Origin of the sequence: Deinococcus radiodurans R1 = ATCC 13939 = DSM 20539 (assembly GCF_000008565.1) — a bacterium.
GTDB classification, from domain to species: Bacteria; Deinococcota; Deinococci; order Deinococcales; family Deinococcaceae; genus Deinococcus; species Deinococcus radiodurans.
This window is the reverse complement of record NC_001263.1, coordinates 1,458,311-1,476,336: the sequence shown is the minus strand read 5'-3', so window position 1 is coordinate 1,476,336 and position 18,026 is coordinate 1,458,311. Positions and strand designations below refer to the sequence as shown.

General features: G+C 72.8%; 8 protein-coding genes and 1 pseudogene. 5 read left to right on the top strand and 4 right to left on the bottom strand.

Annotation, left to right across the window (positions count from 1 at the left end; all coding sequences use genetic code 11):
* Window positions 1-61: 61 nt before the first annotated feature.
* A complete protein-coding gene (locus DR_RS16475; RefSeq protein ID WP_010888103.1) occupies window positions 62-541 on the bottom strand; it encodes a hypothetical protein in 480 nt (159 codons plus the stop codon).
* Window positions 542-1,149: 608 nt separating this feature from the next.
* On the opposite strand from DR_RS16475, the gene DR_RS07490 reads away from it, so the two are divergent.
* The 5 genes from DR_RS07490 to DR_RS07475 all read left to right on the top strand — a co-directional run bounded on the left by DR_RS07490 (window position 1,150) and on the right by DR_RS07475 (window position 15,082).
* On the top strand, window positions 1,150-5,481 hold the full coding sequence (locus DR_RS07490; protein WP_010888101.1) for a hypothetical protein: 4,332 nt from the start codon (window positions 1,150-1,152) through the stop codon (window positions 5,479-5,481).
* Window positions 5,409-5,936 (top strand): AsmA-like C-terminal region-containing protein, encoded by a 528-nt coding sequence (locus DR_RS07485; RefSeq protein WP_164927970.1) that lies wholly within the window; start codon window positions 5,409-5,411, stop codon window positions 5,934-5,936. The genes DR_RS07490 and DR_RS07485 overlap by 73 nt, the downstream gene beginning before the upstream one ends.
* Window positions 5,846-11,149, top strand: coding sequence for a hypothetical protein (locus tag DR_RS07480; RefSeq protein WP_164927969.1), 5,304 nt, complete (start codon window positions 5,846-5,848; stop codon window positions 11,147-11,149). The genes DR_RS07485 and DR_RS07480 overlap by 91 nt, the downstream gene beginning before the upstream one ends.
* Window positions 11,062-13,089, top strand: coding sequence for a translocation/assembly module TamB domain-containing protein (locus DR_RS16785; protein ID WP_010888099.1), 2,028 nt, complete (start codon window positions 11,062-11,064; stop codon window positions 13,087-13,089). Before DR_RS07480 ends, DR_RS16785 begins: the two co-directional genes overlap by 88 nt.
* A 109-nt stretch (window positions 13,090-13,198) precedes the next feature.
* Window positions 13,199-15,082, top strand: a complete 1,884-nt coding sequence (locus tag DR_RS07475) for a S8 family peptidase (RefSeq protein WP_010888098.1) — start codon at window positions 13,199-13,201, stop codon at window positions 15,080-15,082.
* Between the two features lie 42 nt (window positions 15,083-15,124).
* Here DR_RS07475 and queG read toward each other — a convergent pair.
* From queG to DR_RS07460, 3 genes and pseudogenes are all read right to left on the bottom strand, one after another.
* Window positions 15,125-16,229, bottom strand: a pseudogene (gene queG / locus DR_RS07470) (tRNA epoxyqueuosine(34) reductase QueG).
* On the bottom strand, window positions 16,226-16,609 hold the full coding sequence (locus DR_RS07465) for a YbaN family protein (RefSeq protein ID WP_027480232.1): 384 nt from the start codon (window positions 16,607-16,609) through the stop codon (window positions 16,226-16,228). The pseudogene queG and the gene DR_RS07465 overlap by 4 nt, the downstream one beginning before the upstream one ends.
* Before the next feature lie 135 nt (window positions 16,610-16,744).
* Complete coding sequence (locus DR_RS07460; protein WP_010888095.1) at window positions 16,745-17,743, bottom strand: ribose-phosphate diphosphokinase; 999 nt, start codon at window positions 17,741-17,743, stop codon at window positions 16,745-16,747.
* Window positions 17,744-18,026: the final 283 nt, after the last annotated feature.

Here is an 18,026-nt window from a genome sequence, read left to right as displayed (position 1 = left end):
AAGGCCCTGAGCCGGTCAGCGGGCTTGCCACCTGCGCTTCATCCCACTGCGGCCCTGGTCTTCAGGAAGGCGGGCGCGGGGGCTCGGCTGTGGCGTCACTTGTGTCTGTGGATTCCTCGCTGCTGGGCAGGTCCGTCCCGTCCAGCGTGGTTGTGACCTGCGGCGTGGCCGCGATGACGACGGTGCTGTCCGCATGCTCGGTGGGCGCGGTGTCGGGCAGATTCACTGCTGTGCGTTTGCCCGGGCGCCAGCGCGGTCCGCGTGCAGTGGGGACAGGTTCCGAGAGGAACGACACGGGCTGACTCGCCGCCGCTTGACTGTCGAGCGGCTGACCAGGCCGCCACGCGCTCGCCACGAAGTAGCTCAGGCCGCCTGCCAGCGCCGCTAGCGGCAGGAAAATCAGCAGCCGCCCCAGCACGCCCGCCGCGCCGGTCAGCAGGGCGCCGAGCACCGCCAGCACCTGCCCGGCGAGCCACAGCGCCGCGAGTGCCGCCGCGCACAGCAGCAAGACGCCCAGAACGAACAGCAGCACACGCGACATGCCCGGCAGGATAGAGCGGCGGCGGGCCGGAGCGGGAGCGGCTGAGCGCCGAACATCTAAAAAGCTGAAAGTCGGGCGGCGGGGCGCAGGCTGTTATGCTGGTTTCATGGCTTCACGTCTTTCTGGTCGGACCGCCCACCGGGCACGGTCTCGCGGATCACAGGGCTCAGCGCTCTGGCTGCTGCTGGTGCTTGCCATTGGCGCTCTCGGCGGGATTGCGGTCGCGTCCCGCTACCTGCACGCCCAGGACCGCCTGCCGCCCGACGATTCCGACGAGCCGCTGTTTATCTGACGGCTTCAGCCGGTGTCCGGCCTGCTCTCCCTCCCGCTTCCCCCAATCGGGGGCAAGGTGGGAACGGGGTGAGGCCGGCGGGGGCCTTGCTCATGCGCTGGCCCCTACAATATTCAGGTTGATGGGCCGTTTCCTGCCAGCCGCGTGTCTGAGCGCTGCGCCGCGTCGCCACTGTGTCCCTGCGCTTGGGGGCACAGTTTTCGGCTGCGCTGATTTCGGTTGGGGTCACGCTGGCCCACCGGGGCGGGACTCGTGAGGGCCAAAGCGGCGCCCCGCGCCCGCCCCCGGCGCCGCGGCGCCGCGCTGGCCCTGGTGGGTGCTGGGCGGCGGCCTGCTGCTCGGCGCGGTGGCCTACGCCCCGCAACTGTTCGGCGGGCAGGTGCTCTCGCGCTACGGCAAGGACCTGGGGATCAGTGCCGGAAACGTGTCCGGCCCGCTGTGGTCGCCCAAGCTCTCGCAGGTGGCCTTCGACCAGCCCGGCGTGCACGTGACGGCGGGGGAGGCGTCCGCCCACGTCGCCGGGGTGGACTGGAACAACCGCACCGTGCGGGTTGATGTCACGGTGGCCGACGCCGCCGTCGCGCTGCGGCTCAAGGACCTGGTCGAGACTGAAAAAAGGCAGAGCCCCGGTAACGGCTGGAAGGTCGTCCTCGGGTCGGTGGACGTGCAGCGCAGCCGCCTGACGGTGGACGGCACGGGCCTCAACGTGCCCGCCGCCCGGCTCAACCTGCATCCTGGTCCTGACAAGACCGTCGCTTTCGACGGGCAAACCCCCGACGGCAAGCTCTCCGGCCAGCTCAAGGTCGCCGAGCGCGGCGCGGCCAACGTGTACGCCGTCACCTTCGACGCCGACGCCCGCATCCTGCGTCATTACTGGGGCGGGGTCCGGGCGGGGCGCTTGCAGGGCCGCTACGTCTTCGGGGAAGGGCCAGTCCACGGCGACGTGAAGCTGACGGGCGGCCTGCTGCGGGTGCCTCAGGCGTCCTTCGTCACGGTGCGGGAGGTCACGGGCCGCGCCCTGCACCGAGGCGAGAACATCACCCTCAACCTCGCCGGGCAGGCCTGGGACGGACCGGTCAGCGCGCGCGGCGGGGTGGACCTGGCAGCCAAACACTGGACGGTGGCGGTGGGCGCCGACCCCACGGTGGGGGGGCTGGCGCGCTCGCTGCACACCACCGGGCAGGGCGACCTCAAATTGCGCGTCACGGCGGGCGGCTGGAGCACCGTGCGCGTCAAGGGCTACGCCAAAGCGGGCGACGGCGCGGCGGGGGCCACCCTCGCCGGGGTGCCGCTGCGCCGGGTGCGCGCCGAGTACAGCTTTCTCAACCATGAGGGGCACAAGACGCCCCAGACCAACGACCTCGCCTTCAGCGGCCTGACGCAGCTCGGCGGGCAGCAGCAGGTGCGCGGCCAGTGGGCCTTCGGGCGGGCAGGCACGGCGGCGTGGACCGGCGACTTCGGCGGCAAACCGCTCGACCTCACGGCGCGCATCAATGCGGTCAACGCTGTCACGCTCGGCGGCACGGCCCTCGGCGGCGCGGCGCACGGACGCTACGAATTTCACGGCGGCAACCTGAGTGCTGTCATCAACCCCGACTTCGGCGGTGCGCGGGCGCGGGTCACCCTCAGCGGCCACGCCAACGACCTGCGTGCCGAGGTCGCGGAGGGCCGCCTGGGACCGCTGGGGCTGACCGGCACGGCGCGGCTGAGTAGCGCGGGTCTGCGCGCCGACCTGCAAACTGGTGGTGCTAGTACTAGTAGTGGGCAGCAAGCACCGGTGGGGCGGCTCACCCTCGACCTCGACCCCAAGTTCCGGGGCCGCTGGCAGGCGCGTGATGTGGGGGCGTCCGGCGCGGCGCTGAGCGGACAGGGCACCCTCGACCTGACGGCCGGCGACCTCGCGGGGCAGTTGACGGCGCGGGTGACGGGCGTGGACGAGCCGCTGAGCGGGCCGGTGCGGCTCAATTACCGCCGCCAGCGCGGCACGTTCCAGTCCGGGGAGCAGCGGTTGACCTGGGCGGGCAAGACCTTCGGACTGCGCGCACGTGACCTCGGGGTACTCGGTGGCGTGCGGGTCGGCGGCGACGTGCAGGCCACGCTGCCGGGCGCGGGGCAGGAGTTGCGGGCGACCGGGCAGCTCACGGTGCGCGGTCAGGGCTACGACCTCGCGGCGGTGCTGCGCGGACAAACGGCGAGCCTGCGCGGAACGGCGGGCGGCGTGACCGTGCTCGCCGACAGCGATCTGCGCGCGCCCTACCGCACGGCGGCGCGGCTGTCGGGCAGCGATGTGAGCGGGGTCTTCAGTCTCGTCACGGGCAGCGAGAACGAGTCGCCCGGCGTGCGCTTTAGCCTCCGCACGCAGGGCGATACGGCCAGCGGCGTGCTGCGCGGGCAAAGCTGGGACGCGGCGGGCCGGGTCAATCTGGCGGCGCTCCGTCCCCTGCTGCCCGGCGTGAACCTCGGCGGCACCCTCGACCTGAACCTGCGCGGTTTGGGCGGCGGGGCGCGGGTGGCCGCCCGCGTGAACGGGGTGGACGTGGCCGGCACGCTCGCCCGGCAGCCCGGCACCCAGGCCGGGGGCGTGCTGAATGCCGACCTGACGGCGGGATTGCCGCTCAACGGTGAGCCGCTCACCGCCCGGCTGACGGGCCGCGTGTACCCCGAAGTCGGCGTGGGCGGCACCGTCCATTACCTGGGACAGACCTTGCAAGCGGCGGTGAGCGGGCCGTACAGCCACCTCGGCGCCAGCCTGCGCGGGCGCACCGGCCCGCTGTCGTTCAGCGGCCTGACCCTGCCCGCTCAGACGGCGCAGCTGAGCGGTACCCTCACGCCCCGCTTGCAGGTTGGCGGGCGCTGGGGCGACCTCGCCGCGACCTACGACGGGGCCACCGGCCTCCTGCAGGTGCGCGGGCAGCAGGCGCTGACGGCCTTCGGGCGCAGTGGGCAGGTGCAGGGACGCGCCACCTGGGGCCTCCAGCGTCCGGCGGCGGGCGACCCCGGCAAACAGACCTTCCGGGGCGCGGTGGAGGCGAGCGGCTCGCTCGACCGCTACGCCGTGACGGTCAGCGGGCCCTGGCAACGGCTGAACGTGTTGCTGAGCGACCCCGCCGGCCTACGGGCGCGGGGCACGGCGTCGCTGCCCGCCGGGCACTACAACCTCGACGTGAGCGGCCCGCTGACCCTGCCCGGCCAGAGCACCCTCATCGTGGGCGGCAACGTGCAGGGCACCGGCGCGCGCCCACGCGGGGTGCTGACCCTGACCGACGGGCGCGGCGGGCGCGGACGGCTGCGGCTCAACGGCTTTGACGACCTCGATCTCGAGGCGCGGGAGCTGTTGCTCGCCGGGCAACGGCTGAGCGGCGCGCTGCACTCACGCGGCGGCGCGCTGTCGGGGCAACTGCGCGCCGGGGCGCTGAGCCTGAGCGCGCAGGGCGGACGGGTGCTGGTGCGCGGCGAGTTCGGCGGGCAGCGAGTCCGCGCGACGGGCCGCCTGACCCTGCCCGCAACCCTCAGCGACCTGCATCTGACCTCCGACGGGCCTTATTTCACCGCGCGGGCGAGTGGTGGGGCAGGTCACCTGCGCGGCGTCCTCACGCTTCATCGCCAGCAGTTCGGCGCCGGAGCGGCGCGGTTGGTCGTGCCGGCACAGTCCTTTCCCCTCAGCGCGTCGCTCACCGGGGGGCGGGCGCAGGCGGGCGGGCTGCGCTACCAGGGTGGGCGCTGGGCCGGGGCGCTCGACGCTGGCTACACGCTGTGGGCCGGCGACCTCCGGCAGCCGGGGCGGGTGCGGCTGGTCGGGGAGGGCGACGTGCTCGCCGCCCTGCCGTCCGGTCCCCTGCGCGGGCGGGTCGGGCTGTTGCCGGCGTTTGGCGGCGAAGTGTCCACGCCGCTTGCCCCCTGGCTCGCGGCGCTGCCCCCCGACCTGCGGGCGGTCATTCGCCCCGGCGAACTGGTGGCGCGCGTCACGGCAGACGGGGCCACAGTGCGCCTGCACCAGACGCTCTACCAGAACGAACCGCTCAACCTGAGCGCGCAGGCGAACTGGCGCGGCGGACTGCGCGCCTCGGGTCTGCTCACCCGGCGCGGGCTGCGGCTGCCGGTCACCTATGACCCGGCGGGGCTGCGGGTGCGCGGCGCCCGGCTCGACGCGCGGCTCCTCTCGCCCGTGCTGAGCGGCGCGGCGGGCGAGGTGGGCCTCGACCTGACAGTGCCCGGCGGAACAGGACCCGGCGCGGCGCTCGACTGGGCGCGGGCGACCGGTCAGGCCCGGCTCAACGTGCGGGCGCAGGGTCAAGCGGTCACGGGCCTGCTGGCCCTGCGCGGCGGCGAGCTGGATGGAGCGCTGAAGGCGGGGCCACTGCACCTGACCGCCACGCGGGGCCGGGTGCGGGCGACGGGCGACCTCGCCGGGCACCACCTGGAGGCGGCGGGACGGTTGCGGCTTCCCGGCGACCTCAGCGGCCTGCGCCTGAACGTGAGCGGCCCCTACCTCAGTGCGGCGGCGACGGGCGATCTGCGTGCCCTGCGCGGCACCCTGCGCCTGCGCCCGCAAACACTGGGGGGCGGCCCCCCCGCGTGGTCATTCCGGCTCAGAGCTTCCCGCTGCGGGTGCGCCCGGCCACCGCGAGCCTCACGGCAGGCGGCCTGACCTACGCGAGCGGGCGCTGGTCGGGCGGGTTGGACGCGGCCTACGCCCTGTGGACCGGCGAGCTGAAACGGGCGGGGCGGGTCCGCATTGTGGGCGACGGCAAGGTGCTCGCGGCGCGGCCCTCTGGTCCCCTGAACGGGCGGGTCGGCCTCCTTCCTACTCTCAGCGGCGAAGTTTCGACGGACGTGGCGCCGCTGCTGCCGACCTTGCCGGGCGACCTACGCGCGGCCCTGCGTCCCGGTCAACTGTTCGCCAAGGTCACAGCCACGGGCGCCACGCTGCGCCTCGAACGGACCCTTTATCAGAACGAACCGCTCAACCTCACCGCCGCGTGGACTGGTCGGCCACGAGCGGGCGAGGCGGCGTGCGAGCCACCGCGCTGCTCTCGCATCCGCAGGCGCGGGTGCCACTGCGCTATGACCGCCGGGGCTTGCGGATCAGCGGGGCGCGGCTGACTGGGAAAGCGCTGGCTCCACTGCTGCCCGGCACGACGGGCGCAGTCAATCTCGACCTCAACGTGCCCGGCGCGGCGCTCGACTGGGCGCGGGCCACCGGGCGGGCGCGGGCCGACCTGACGGCGCAGGGCCAGCAGGTGGCGGGCGACCTGCGCCTCAGCGGCGGCGAGCTGGACGGGGCGCTGAAGGCCGGCCCGCTGCACCTGACCGCCACGCGGGGCCGGGTGCGGGCGACGGGCGACCTCGCCGGACATCACCTGGAAGCGACGGGCCGGCTGCGGCTTCCCGGCGACCTCAGCGAGCTGCGGGTCAATGTGGCGGGACCGTACCTCGACGCGGCGGCGACGGGCAGCCTCGCCGACCTGCGCGGCGCGCTGCGGCTGCACGGGCAAACACTGGGGGGCGGCCCCGCCCGCGTGGTCGTGCCGGCGCAGAGTTTCCCCCTGCGGGCCTCAGCCACGGCGGGCCGGGTGCAGGTGGCGGGCCTGAGCTACGCGGGCGGACGCTGGTCGGGGGGGCTGGACGCGGCCTACGCCCTGTGGACCGGCGAGCTGAAACGGGCCGGGCGGGTCCGCGTCGCGGGCAACGGCAAGGTGCTCGCGGCGCGGCCTTCCGGTCCCTTAAACGGGCGAATTGGCCTCCTGCCCACCCTCGGCGGCGAAGTTTCGACGGACGTGGCGCCGCTATTGCCGACCTTGCCAGGCGACCTACGCGCGGTCCTGCGTCCCGGTCAACTGTTCGCCAAAGTCACGGCAACCGGGGCCACCTTGCGCCTCGAACGGACTCTTTATCAGAACGAACCGCTCAACCTCACCGCCGCCGTGGACTGGTCGGCCACGAACGGCCAGCGCGGCGTGCGGGCTTCGGGGCTGCTGACCCACCCCGGCACCCGGCTGCCACTGGCCTACGACGGGCGCGACCTGCGGGTGGCGGGCGCGGTGCTGAGTGGGCGGGCGCTGCGGCCCGTGCTGCCGGGCGCGGCGGGGCAGGCGCGGCTCGACCTGACGGTGCCGGGCCTCGACTGGCAGCGGGCGAACGGACAGGCGCAGGTGGACCTCACGGCGCAKGGCCAGCGCGCGCAGGGCCGCGTGACGCTGCGCGGCGGGCAGCTCAGTGCTGACCTCGCCAGCAGCCTCGGCGGGCAGGCCGTGCGGGTGCGCGGGCCGCTGTATCCGCAGGCAAACGCGACCGTCTCGCTCGGCGGCGTGAACGGCACCCTGACCGGCGACGCGGCGCACGACCTGACCCTGCGGGCGCGGGGCCGTTATCAGGAGCGCGACCTCGACCTGCTGCTGACCGGGCACGAGCTGAGCGGCGCGGCGGCGCGGGCCGAGGTGCAGGCTGCGCTCGGCGGCGCGGTCCTCACCGCTGCGGCGCGGCGTGGGGCGGGGGAGGGGCTGGCCGCCTGGAAGACGACGGGCCGGGTGCAAGTGCCCGACCTCCGCACCTTCAGCGGCACTGTTGGCAGCGGCACTGCTGGTCGCCTGAACGCTGCTCTCAGCGGCACCCTGGCCGACTTGCGCGCCGAGGTGACGGGTGAGGTCGCGGGCATCGGCCTGCGTGCCCCGGCCCGCTTCACAGGCGGCACGCTGCGGGTAGACGACCTGCGCGCGACGTTGCCTGCCGGACAGGGGGGCGGCACGCTGCGGGCCTCGGGCACGCTGTGGCCACAGCTCGCGCTCGGCGCCCGCGCCCGGCTCGGCGACGTGCTGCCCGGCGACTACGCGGCGCAGCTCGGCGGCACCTTCGCCCGGCCCGACCTGGGACTGACGGGGCAGCTCGGCGCGGTCAACGGCGAACCCATCCTGGGCGGTCTGGACGTGGCGGGCACCCGCGTTTCGGGTCACCTGCTGGGCCGCGACTGGAAACTCGGACTCGGCGGCGAGCGCCTCAGCGGGCTGCTGCGCGGTCAGCTCGGGACCGGGGCGGCGGGCGGCCTGCTCGACGCCGGGCTGCACCTCGACACCCGTTTTCAGGGCGCGGGCCGTGAGACGCCGCTCGATCTGGGCCTGCGCGGGCCGCTCACCTGGAACGCCCGCCGGGGCTGGGGCGGCAGCGTCCGCGTGACGGGCAGTGCACCGGGCGGCGCGGTGGACGCCATCGTGGACGGGCGCGGCGTCCTCGCGCTGGCGGGCACCCTCGGCACGGGCGACGCCCAGGCGGCGGTCACCGGCACGTTGCCGGCGGGGTTGCCGCTCAAACCCGGCGGCACACTGACCCTGACCCGGCTCGACGTGGGCGCCTTCTGGAAACGGCCCGGTCAGTTGCGCGCCAGCGGGCAGGCAACCCTGGGAGGCGCGGCCTGGAACCGGCTCACGGCGACCTTCAACGGGCGCCTCGACGACGCGGCGGTCGAACTTTCCGGCGACGTGCAGGCGAGCTACGCTGCCGGGAACGCCGAGCTGAGCCTGAAGGGAGAGGCGGTGCAGGGCGCGGCCACGCTRCGGTCGGGGCGTTACGCGGCCACCCTGAGGTCGCCGTCGGTGGCGCTCGCGCGGCTGCTGCCCGCCGACTTCGGTTTTGGGTCGCTCAATTTCGGCGGCGCACTGGAGGCGGCGGGCACCCTGGCGGACGGTCCCGAGCGGCTGCGGCTGCGGGGCGCCCGGTTGCGCGGCACTCAGAGCGGGGCGGGGCCGTTCTCGCTCGCCGGCTCGGCGGACTACAGCCCCCGGACCGGGTCGCTCAGCGCCGAGCTGCGCGGCAGCCTGCGCGGGGGCACCCTCAGCGCGAGCGGCGCGCTGCCCGGCGGCCTGAACGTCACCGTGCGCGACGTGGCGGCGTCCTATCCCGGCGCGGCGTCGTTCGGGCAGGGCACCCTCGGCGGCGCGCTGACCCTGGGTGGACCGCTGCGCGACCCGCTGGTCTCGGGGCAGCTCGGCGGGGTGCTGAGCAGCGAGCAGGGCACCTTCGATAGTCGTCTCACCCTCGCCGGGCATCTGCGCCGCCCCGACGTGACGGCCCGCGTGCAGGCGTCGGGGAGCAGCCAGGGCGCCCTCTACGCCGAGACGCGCGGTCTCGACCCGGCGCGGCCCGCCGGGGCCACCGTGCGCGTCTACGGCTCGGTGCAGACCAGCGCGGGCCACGTGCAGGCCGACGTGCAGGGGCAGTGGCCCCGCCTCGGCGGCGCGCTGACGGTGAAKACGGCTTCCCTTCCCGACCCCCTCACCCTGCGCGGCGACGGAGAGGGGGGGTATGCCCTCAGCGCGGGCCAKCTCGGTCAGGGGCAACTCACCCTCACGCCGGGGGCCGGGCTCGTTCCCACGCTCGCCGGGCAATTGCGCCTCTCGCCGCTCGCGCTGGTGGCGGGGGCACAGGGCGAAGCGACCGTCACCGCCACTCTCGGCGGCCCCCTGACAGCCCCCACCGTGCGCGCCGACCTGCGGACCCGCGCCGTGCAGGCGGGCGGCGCCGAGTTGCCCGACCTCAGCGGCGCGGTCAGCGGGACCCTCACCGACCTCGCGTCGCTCAGCGGCAGCTTCACCCAGGCAGGCGTGGGACAGACCGGCACGGCAGCCCCGGTCGCCCGCTGGCAGGGCCGAACCCTGACCCTCAGCGGCCTGAACGTGCGGGTGGCAGGCGGCACTGTGGCGGCGAGCGGCCCGGTGTCGCTGAACGGCACCGCCGACCTCGGCCTGACGGCGGGCGGCGCCCTCGCCGGGCAACTGCGCGCCCGCACCGACCACGGCAGCCTCAGCGCGGCGGGCACCCTCACCACGCGCGGCCTGACCACGGCGCTCGACGTGCGGCGCACGCCCTACACCGGCTGGAGCGGCAGCGCCCGCGTGACTGGCGGCCCGGACGGGGTGCTGACCGAGCCGCTCGCGCTGCGGGTCAGCGGCGACGCCAATCACCCCCTCGTTACCGGCGAGGGCGGCCTTCTCGGGGCGCGGGCGCGGATTGTCGCCAACACGCGCGGTGCCCAGGTCCGGCTGGTGGACGGCGAGGGCGCTACCGCCAACGGCCTCGTCGAGTTGCGCCCCGATGCCCAGGGCAACTGGGCCTGGTCCGGCGCGGCCAGCCTGACCCGGCCCGAACTCGCCTTCAGCGTCACACCTTCTGGGCCGCTCGCCGACCCGTCGCTGCTGCTCACGCTGCGCCGGGGCGAGTGGCGGGCGAGCGGGACCGCCGGGGTGCGGGCCGCCGACCTGCGCGTCAGCGACGGTGAGCGCGAGGGGCAGGTCACCTGGAACGGCGAGCAGGTGCAGGCCGCGCTGCCGGGCCTCGACCTTGCCCGGCTGGGCATTCGCGGCCTGACCGGGCGGGTGACGGCGAACGGCGCGGTCAGCCGCACGCAAGACGGGGAGGTGCATTTCCAGGTGAGCGACGTGACGGCGCCGCAGACCCTTCCGCTGCTCGGCATCGAGCCGGCGGGCGACCTCAGCGGCACCCTCACCCTGAGCGCGGGCCGCCCCAGCGTGCAGGCATTCGCCCGCCTGAACGCCGGCACCCTGACTCTGAGCGCCGTGCAGCAGCCCGGGGTGGGCGGCGCCCCCGCGCGCTGGCAGGGGCAACTCGGCGGCACGCTGCGCCGGGGCGACGGGCAGTTCAGCGTGGACGTGCGCACGGTGCCCGGTGGCCTAAGCGGCGGCGCCGAACTGCGCGCCTACCCGCTGGAATTGCCCGGTCAGACCGTGACCGCCAACGGCCAGCTCAAGCTCAGTGGAGCGACCTTCAGCGCGGCGGCGACGGCGACCAATACGGTGGGCAGCGCTCGCCTGAGCGCCGAAGGCGGCCTCGCCGACGCCGTGCCCGCGCTCGAATCGCTGCTCGGCGTGACCCCCACCGGCGAGGGCTACAGCGCCCGCGCGGTGCTCGGGGCGGTGGAGGTGGCCGACCTGGGACTGGCCCCGGGCCTCTCGGGCAAGGTCTACGGCGAGGCCAACCTCAGCGACGGCGGCGGCACCTTTTTCCTCGCCTCCGACGCCTTGCAGGTCGGCGAGCGGCGGCTGCCGCTGCGGGTCGAGGGCAGCCAGGTGGCCGGCAGCTGGCGCCTGCGCGGGTTTCTCGACCACTCCGACTTCACCGCCGGTCTGTCGGGTGGCGAGGTCTTCGGGCAGGGCACTTGCAGGCGCTGCCGCTCGGCGCGGTGCTCGCCGCCGTCGCGGGCTCCACGCCGGGCGAGGGCGTGGTCACCGGGCCGGTTCGTTTCCGTTTCCCCCTCGCCGACCCGCTGGCCGGGCGCGCCTCGGTGGTCGCCGAGCGCATCCGGGTGAGCGCGCGCCGCACCGAAAACGGCCAGACCGTGACCGAAACACTCACCGGCACCGGCACCCTCGATTACGCCGCGCGCGAGCTGCGTAACATCAACGTGCAGCTCGCCGGGGCGGGCACCTGGGACGTGCGCGGGCAGTACACCCGGCAAAAGGTGGACGTGAACGCCCGCTTCACCGACACCACCTTTACCCCGGTGCTGCAACTCATTCCGTCGCTCGCGGGCCTCGACCCCAGCCTCAAGGGCACGGTGGTGCTCAGCGCGGCGGGCACCTACGACCGCCCCCGTGGCCTGCTGCGCGCCGAAAACGTGACCGGGCGGGTGGCGGGGCTGACCGTGCAGCTTCCGTCTTTTGCCGGCGACCTGCCCGACAGCGGCGCGTTCACGGCGGGCGGGCGCCTCCTGACCGGCGGCAGCGTGGGCAGCGACGGGCAAATCGATGTGCGCGGGCAGCTCACGCTCGGCAAGCTCAGCGGCACGGTGGCGACGTTCAGCGGCCTCTTCGCCCCGCAGGCCCTCGGGCCGCTGCCCAATACCACCGCCACGCTGCGCCAGCAGGGCGAGCAAGGCTGGACGCTCGACGCCCGCAGCCGCAGCACCAACCCGGTGACGGGGGCGGGCACGCTCACGCTCAGCGGCGCGCTCACCCCGCGCTGGGACCTGAACCTCAGCGCCCGCAACTACAACCTCCCGGTGTCGGCCATCTACGCCCGCGAAAGTGCGCTCACCGGCGACTTCCGCCTGCGCGACAGCGGCGACTTCGTGCGGGTGAGCGGCGAGGGCGACTTCGCCCGGCTGGTGCTGGGCCGGGTGGACGCCCCCACGACCCTGCCCGCTGCGCCCGGCAGCACGGGCAACGGGGCCAAAGACACCTTCGTCAGCCCGCTGCCCGAGGAATACACGACCTTTCCCAAGCCGGCGGCGGGCAGCGGTCAGGGGAAGGGGACGACGGGCACGGGGTCCAGCACCTCGCCGGCCACCACCCCGCTGCTCGAGCGCTTCCTGTTCGAGGACGTGCAACTGCGCGCCTCGGGCGGCATTCGCCTCGACGAGAACCTGGCGCGGGCCGAGTTCAGCACGCCGGGACTGGTCGTGTCGGGCACGGCGGCGAGGCCACAGGTGCGCGGGCAGATCGTTTCGCAGCGCGGCAGCGTGTTCCTGCGTGACAACGAATTCGTCATCACCCAGAGCAACGTGACCTTCAGCGGCGCCGGGCTGTACCCCACCTTCACCCTGACGGCGCGCGGCACGGTGCCTTCGCCCACCACCCGCCAGCAGGTGCCGGTGGCGCTCAATGTCACGGGCAAGTTCCGCACCACCGACGGGCTTCAGGGCGTCCTCGACCTCGACACCCGCCTGAGCTGCGCCGAGCCCGGCCCGCAGTGCCGCAACCCCGCAACCGGCAGCGAGTACACCCAGGCCGAGCTCTACGCCCTCGTCGCCACCGGCGTGCCGGACCTCAACAACCTCGGCAGCAACCTTGCCGGGCTGGGAAACAGCGCCCTGCAAACTGCGCTCAACGTCTTTTTCCTCGGCGAACTCGAGCGCACCCTGGCGCGCGGCCTCGGCGTGGACGTGCTGCGCCTGACCCCGGCGCTGGGCACCGACGGCAACGTGAACGCCACCCTGACCGTCGGGTCGTACCTCACCCGCGAACTGTTCGTGCAGTATCAGGTGGACCTCAGCGGCAACGGCCTGATCGACGCGACCTATTCCACGCCCGATGGCCGCTTCACCTTCCGCGTGAGCACGCCGCTCAACGGCCTCGACCTGCAAAGCGTGCGCCCCAATTTCAACGTCGCCTACAACGTCAACCCGCGCGTGAGTTTCAGCGTGGGCCTGCAAAACACCGCCGGACGCTCGGCCTCGGCGGGGGTCGCCGCGCAGCCCGAGAGCACCCAGCTCCGGTTCGGCGTGACCTACCGCATCGGGGGCCGCTGAGGCCAACTTCCCCGGCTCAGACTCCGGACTGACGCTCGCCTGACCCGCCCTCAAGGTGTCCTCATTCACCCTTCAGGGGAAGTCATGCCGGGGCGGGTAGCGTAGGGCCATGCGTAAGTCAAAGAAACTCCTGACCCTGCTCGGCGCAGCCCTGGCCCTGAGCGGCGCGTCGCAGGCGAGTGCCGGTAGCCTCTCTCCCACGCTGCTGCAAAAAGCGCGGGCCGGGGACCAGACGCCTATCGGCGTGATCGTGCGCTTCAACGTCGCTAATACGGCGCAGGGCCGCGCCCTGTTCAAGAACCTGCGCGGTCAGCTCAACAGCCAGATTGCCAAGCTCGGGCCGAGTGCCGGCTTTCTCAAGCAGGCGGTCAACTCGCAAAAGGCCACCCAGTTGTGGCTCGACCAGAGTGTCTACCTGCCCATGACCCCGGTGCAGGCGCGCGCCGTGTCGCAGTTGCCCTTCGTCGCCGCCGTCTTCGAGAACTTCAAGGTGCAGATTCCGCGCGTGGTCGCCATGAGCAACGCGTCGGCGCCCGCCGGCACCCCCACCCACCTCCAGCAGATCGGCGCTCCGGCTGCCTGGGCGGCGGGCTTCAAGGGCCAGAACATCCGCATCGGGCACCTCGACAGCGGGATTGACCCCTCTCACCCCGAACTTGCGGGCAAGGTGGCGGCCTTCCAGGAATTTAACGGCGAAGGCGACCGCGTGAGCAGCCAGCCGCACGACACCACCGACCACGGCACCCACACGGCGGGCCTGCTCGTCGGTTCCAAGGTGGGCGTGGCGCCGGGGGCCAAGGTCATCAGCGCCCTGGTGCTGCCCAACAACGAGGGCACCTTCGCGCAGGTGATCGCCGGGATGCAGTATGTCCTCGACCCCGACAACAACGCCGACACCGACGACGGCGCCGACGTGGTCAACATGAGCCTGGGGATTCCCGGCACCTGGAACGAGTTCATCGTGCCGGTCAACAACATGCTCAAGGCGGGCGTGGTTCCGGTGTTCGCCATCGGCAACTTCGGCCCGGCGGCGGGCAGCACCGGCAGTCCCGGCAACCTCCCGCAGGCCATCGGCGTGGGCGCGGTGGACTCGAACGGTCAGGTGGCGTCGTTCAGCAGCCGTGGCCCCGTCGCGTGGCAGGGCGAAATCAGCGGCGTCTTCACCAAGCCCGACATCGCCGCGCCCGGCGTCAACATCACCAGCACGGTCCGCAACGGCGGCTATCAGGCCATGAGCGGTTCCTCGCAGGCCAGCCCCATCACGGCGGGCGCGGTGGCGGTGCTGCTCTCGGCCAAGCCTGGCGCCAGTGTGGACGCCATCAAGAACGCTCTGTTCACCAGTGCCAGCAACGCAAGCGCCAAGAACAACAACGTGGGCTTCGGCCAGATCAGCATTCCCGGTGCCCTCGGCAAGCTTGGGGTGAGCACCGGCACGCCGTCGCAGCCCACGCCGCCGACGCCCCCTGCTCCTCCGACGACCCCCACCCCGCCGACCACGCCCACACCGCCGGCCCCCACGCCCCCCGCTCCCGCGGCCAAGCCCACCGGCCCCGCCGGCTACACGCTGTGCGCCGTGGAAGGAGGCCGCTGCTCCGGCGCCCGCCAGAAGCAGGTCGCTTTCGGGACCGATGGCCGCTGGATTTCGGGCACCAGCACCGACGACACCTTCGAGTGCTCGGTGGCCGAGTGGGGCCAGGACCCCTACCCCGGCAAGACCAAAGGCTGCTTCATCAAGTCGGGCTCGACCGGCGGCACCCCCGCGCCTACTCCGACCCCCACGCCTTCGCAGCCGGTCGCCCCAGCGGGCTACACCCTGTGCGCTGTGCTGGGCGGCACCTGCAAGGACGCGACCAACCGTGAAGTCGCCTTTGGCGGCGCGGGCCGTTACCTCTTTGGCCGCAGCACCGACGCCACCTTCAACTGCTCGGTGGCCGAGTGGGGCTCCGACCCCGCCCCCGGCGTGCAGAAGGGCTGCTTCCTGAAAAACCGCTGATTCCTGTTTTACCGAGCCGCCCGGACTGTTCCGGGCGGTTTTTTATGCTCCCGCTTCGGCCAATGCCCGCGCCGCCGCCTGCACCCGCTCGTCCGGATCGTGTTCCAGTTTGTCGAGTTCGGCCCGTTCGCCCCATTGTGCGAGCGCCCACGCCGCCGCCTCGCGCACCTCCCAGGCGGGGTCCTCAGTGCCCGCAAGCAGCAGCGGCCAGCCTTCTGGGGCGCGGGTGTTCCCCAGCACCGTCAGCGCGTTGCGGGCCATGCCCTTGCGGCGGGGGCGCAGAAAGGCGGTGCCGGCCCACTCGCGCTCGAAGTGCCGCTCGCTGACGCCGAAAAAGCGGGTGAGGTCCGGGTACGACAGCTCAGGCAGAGGCTGAAACAGCCGGGCGAGCGGCCCCGTCTTGACTGACCAGGGACAGACCGCGCTGCACACGTCGCAGCCGAAGAGCCAGTCGCCCACGCCGGGTCGCAGCTCGGGGGGCAGCGGCCCCCGGTGCTCGATGGTCAGATATGAAATGCAGCGCCGCGCGTCAATCGCCCGGTCCGGTCCGATGGCGGCGGTGGGGCAAGCCGCGACGCAGCGGGTGCAGCGGCCACAGCGGTCCGGGTGACTCGCGCCGTTCGCCCTGGTACGGCAAGTCGGTCAGCACGGCGGCCAGCGTGGTGAACGCCCCCAGTTCGGTGCTCAGCAGCATCCCCGATTTGCCGCGCCAGCCAGGAAAGGCGCGGGCCGCCAGCAGCCGCTCCATGACCGGGCCGTGGTCCACATAGCCGCGCGCCCGTACGCCCTGTGAGGCCGCTTCCTGTTCGAGCCGGGTCAGCACAGGCTGAAGCTGTTCATGGTAGTCGGGCGTCCAGGCGTAGCGGGCAACTCGGCCCACCCGCACGCCGCCAGCCGGACGCTCCGGAGGGATCATCGCGTGCGATACGCCCAGCATCAGGACACTGGCGGCGCCTTCCAGCCGCGAGCCGGGGTCGGCGCGGGCGGGCAACTGCCGTTCCAGATAGCTCATGCCGGCGTGCCGCCCCGCCTCCAGCCAGCCGGCGTATTCTTCCACCGCCGCCGCCGGAATCTGCGCGGGCGCCCAGCCCACCACGTCGGCGCCGAGGTCCAGCGCCAGGGCCGCCAGCGACTCGGCGGCGGTCACTCGCGCTTGGTGGGCACCCGCCGGGTGATGTACCAGATGCCGAACAGCGCCACCAGCACCCACGTCACCTGTCCGACCAGCACTGGAATGCGCGTCAGGCTAAAGCTCACCGCCACCACGATGCACGCGCAGGCAATCCACTTGGCCCGCAGCGGCATGCCCTTGCCCTCGCGGTAGTCCTGCACCATTTGGCCCACCACCGGGCGCGACAGCAGCCACGCTTCCCAGCGCGGGTCGCCCTTGGCGAAGGCGGCGGCGGCGAGCACGAAAAACACGGTGCCGGGCAGCCCCGGCAGAATGAGGCCCAGAAAACCCAGGCCCGTCAGCATAAAACCAACCGCCACCCACAGCGGATTGGTGCGTTGGGTCGGCGGCGTCATGGGGCCAGCATAAGCCAGGCCGCGCCGGGCACAAAGGTCAAGAGTCCACAAAGGCCCGCCTTCCGGCCCTGGTTGCAGCAAAAAGGCGAAGGGGAAGCCAGGGACAACGCCTCAGCTTCCCCGTCGCAGCTCAGGTCAGGTAAACAGCGTGCTGACCGAAGCCCCGGTGTGAATGTTGGCAATCGCGCTGGCAAAGAGCGGCGCCACGTCGAGCACCGCGAGCTTGCCGCCTGCGCGGTCGAGCTTGTCCTGCGGCACCAGCACGGTGTTGCAGCTCGCCACCTGCGTCACGTCCAGCGCGGCGATGCGCTCGATGGCGGGGCCGGAGTACACGCCGTGCGTCACCGCCACGTACACGTCCTTGGCGCCCATACTGCGGGCAATGCTCACGGTTTCGACCAGCGACCCGGCGGTGCTGATCTCGTCGTCCACGATAAACACGGTCTTGCCGTCCACGTCACCGATCAGCGCACGGGGGCGCACTTCGGTGTCGCTGAGGCGCTCTTTATCGATCATGGCGAGGCCCGAGTCCAGGCGCCGGGCAATCTGCGAGGCGCGCTTGATGCTGCCCGCGTCGGGGGCGAGGACCACGCCGTTGTGGGCGTCGGGCACGCACTTTTTGAAATGCTGGCTGAGCACCACGTCCGCCGAGAGGTGGTCGACCGGCACCTTGAAAAAGCCGTGCACCTGCGGGCTGTGCAGCGTCATGGTGAGCACGCGGTCGGCGCCGGCTTCCTGCAACAGGTCGGCGACCAGCCGCCCGGCGATGGAGATGCGCGGGCTGTCTTTCTTGTCGCTGCGGGCGTAGGAGTAATAAGGAATCACGGCGGTCACGCGCCCGGCGCTCGCCGACTTGGCGGCGTCGATCATCAGCATCAGCTCCATGATCGCGTCGCTCACCGGCGTGGAAAAAGTCTGGACGATAAACACGTCCCCCTCACGCAGCGACTCCTCGTAGTGCACGATCAGGTTGTCGTTGGTGAACTTCTCGGTGCGGCTGCGCCCCAGCGGCACCCCCAGGTTGTCGCAGATGGCCTGCGCCAGCGGACGGTTGCTCTGGCCGGAAAACACCAGCAGCGGCGAGCGGCGGGAATTCATGAAGCTCTCGGGGGTGGTGGACGTGGGCAGGGACAAGGCGGGATTCCTCCGGGACTAGAGATACGGAAACAGAACAACAGAAAAAGAGTGGCGCCGGCAGCCGGCGTGAGCTGTACTGAGCGGCAGCAAAAAGCGCAGACGGCACTGGTTGGCCCCGCTGCTGCTGATGTTGCGGCCCCAGCATACCCCTCCGCTTGCCCCGCGCCGCCGCGTACCGTTGGGGGAACAATGTGAGGCGCGAACCTGAGGTCTGGTCAGCCTGGACACGCCCCCAGACCGCCCGGCACCGCGACTTTCAGCATTACGGCGGCTGAAAAAG

Bases quoted from the DNA above. Each gene is read 5' to 3' on its own strand.
- DR_RS16475 (WP_010888103.1), bottom strand. From the start codon at position 541: ATGTCGCGTGTGCTGCTGTTCGTTCTGGGCGTCTTGCTGCTGTGCGCG.
- DR_RS07475 (WP_010888098.1), top strand. From the start codon at position 13,199: ATGCGTAAGTCAAAGAAACTCCTGACCCTGCTCGGCGCAGCCCTGGCC.
- DR_RS07465 (WP_027480232.1), bottom strand. From the start codon at position 16,609: ATGACGCCGCCGACCCAACGCACCAATCCGCTGTGGGTGGCGGTTGGT.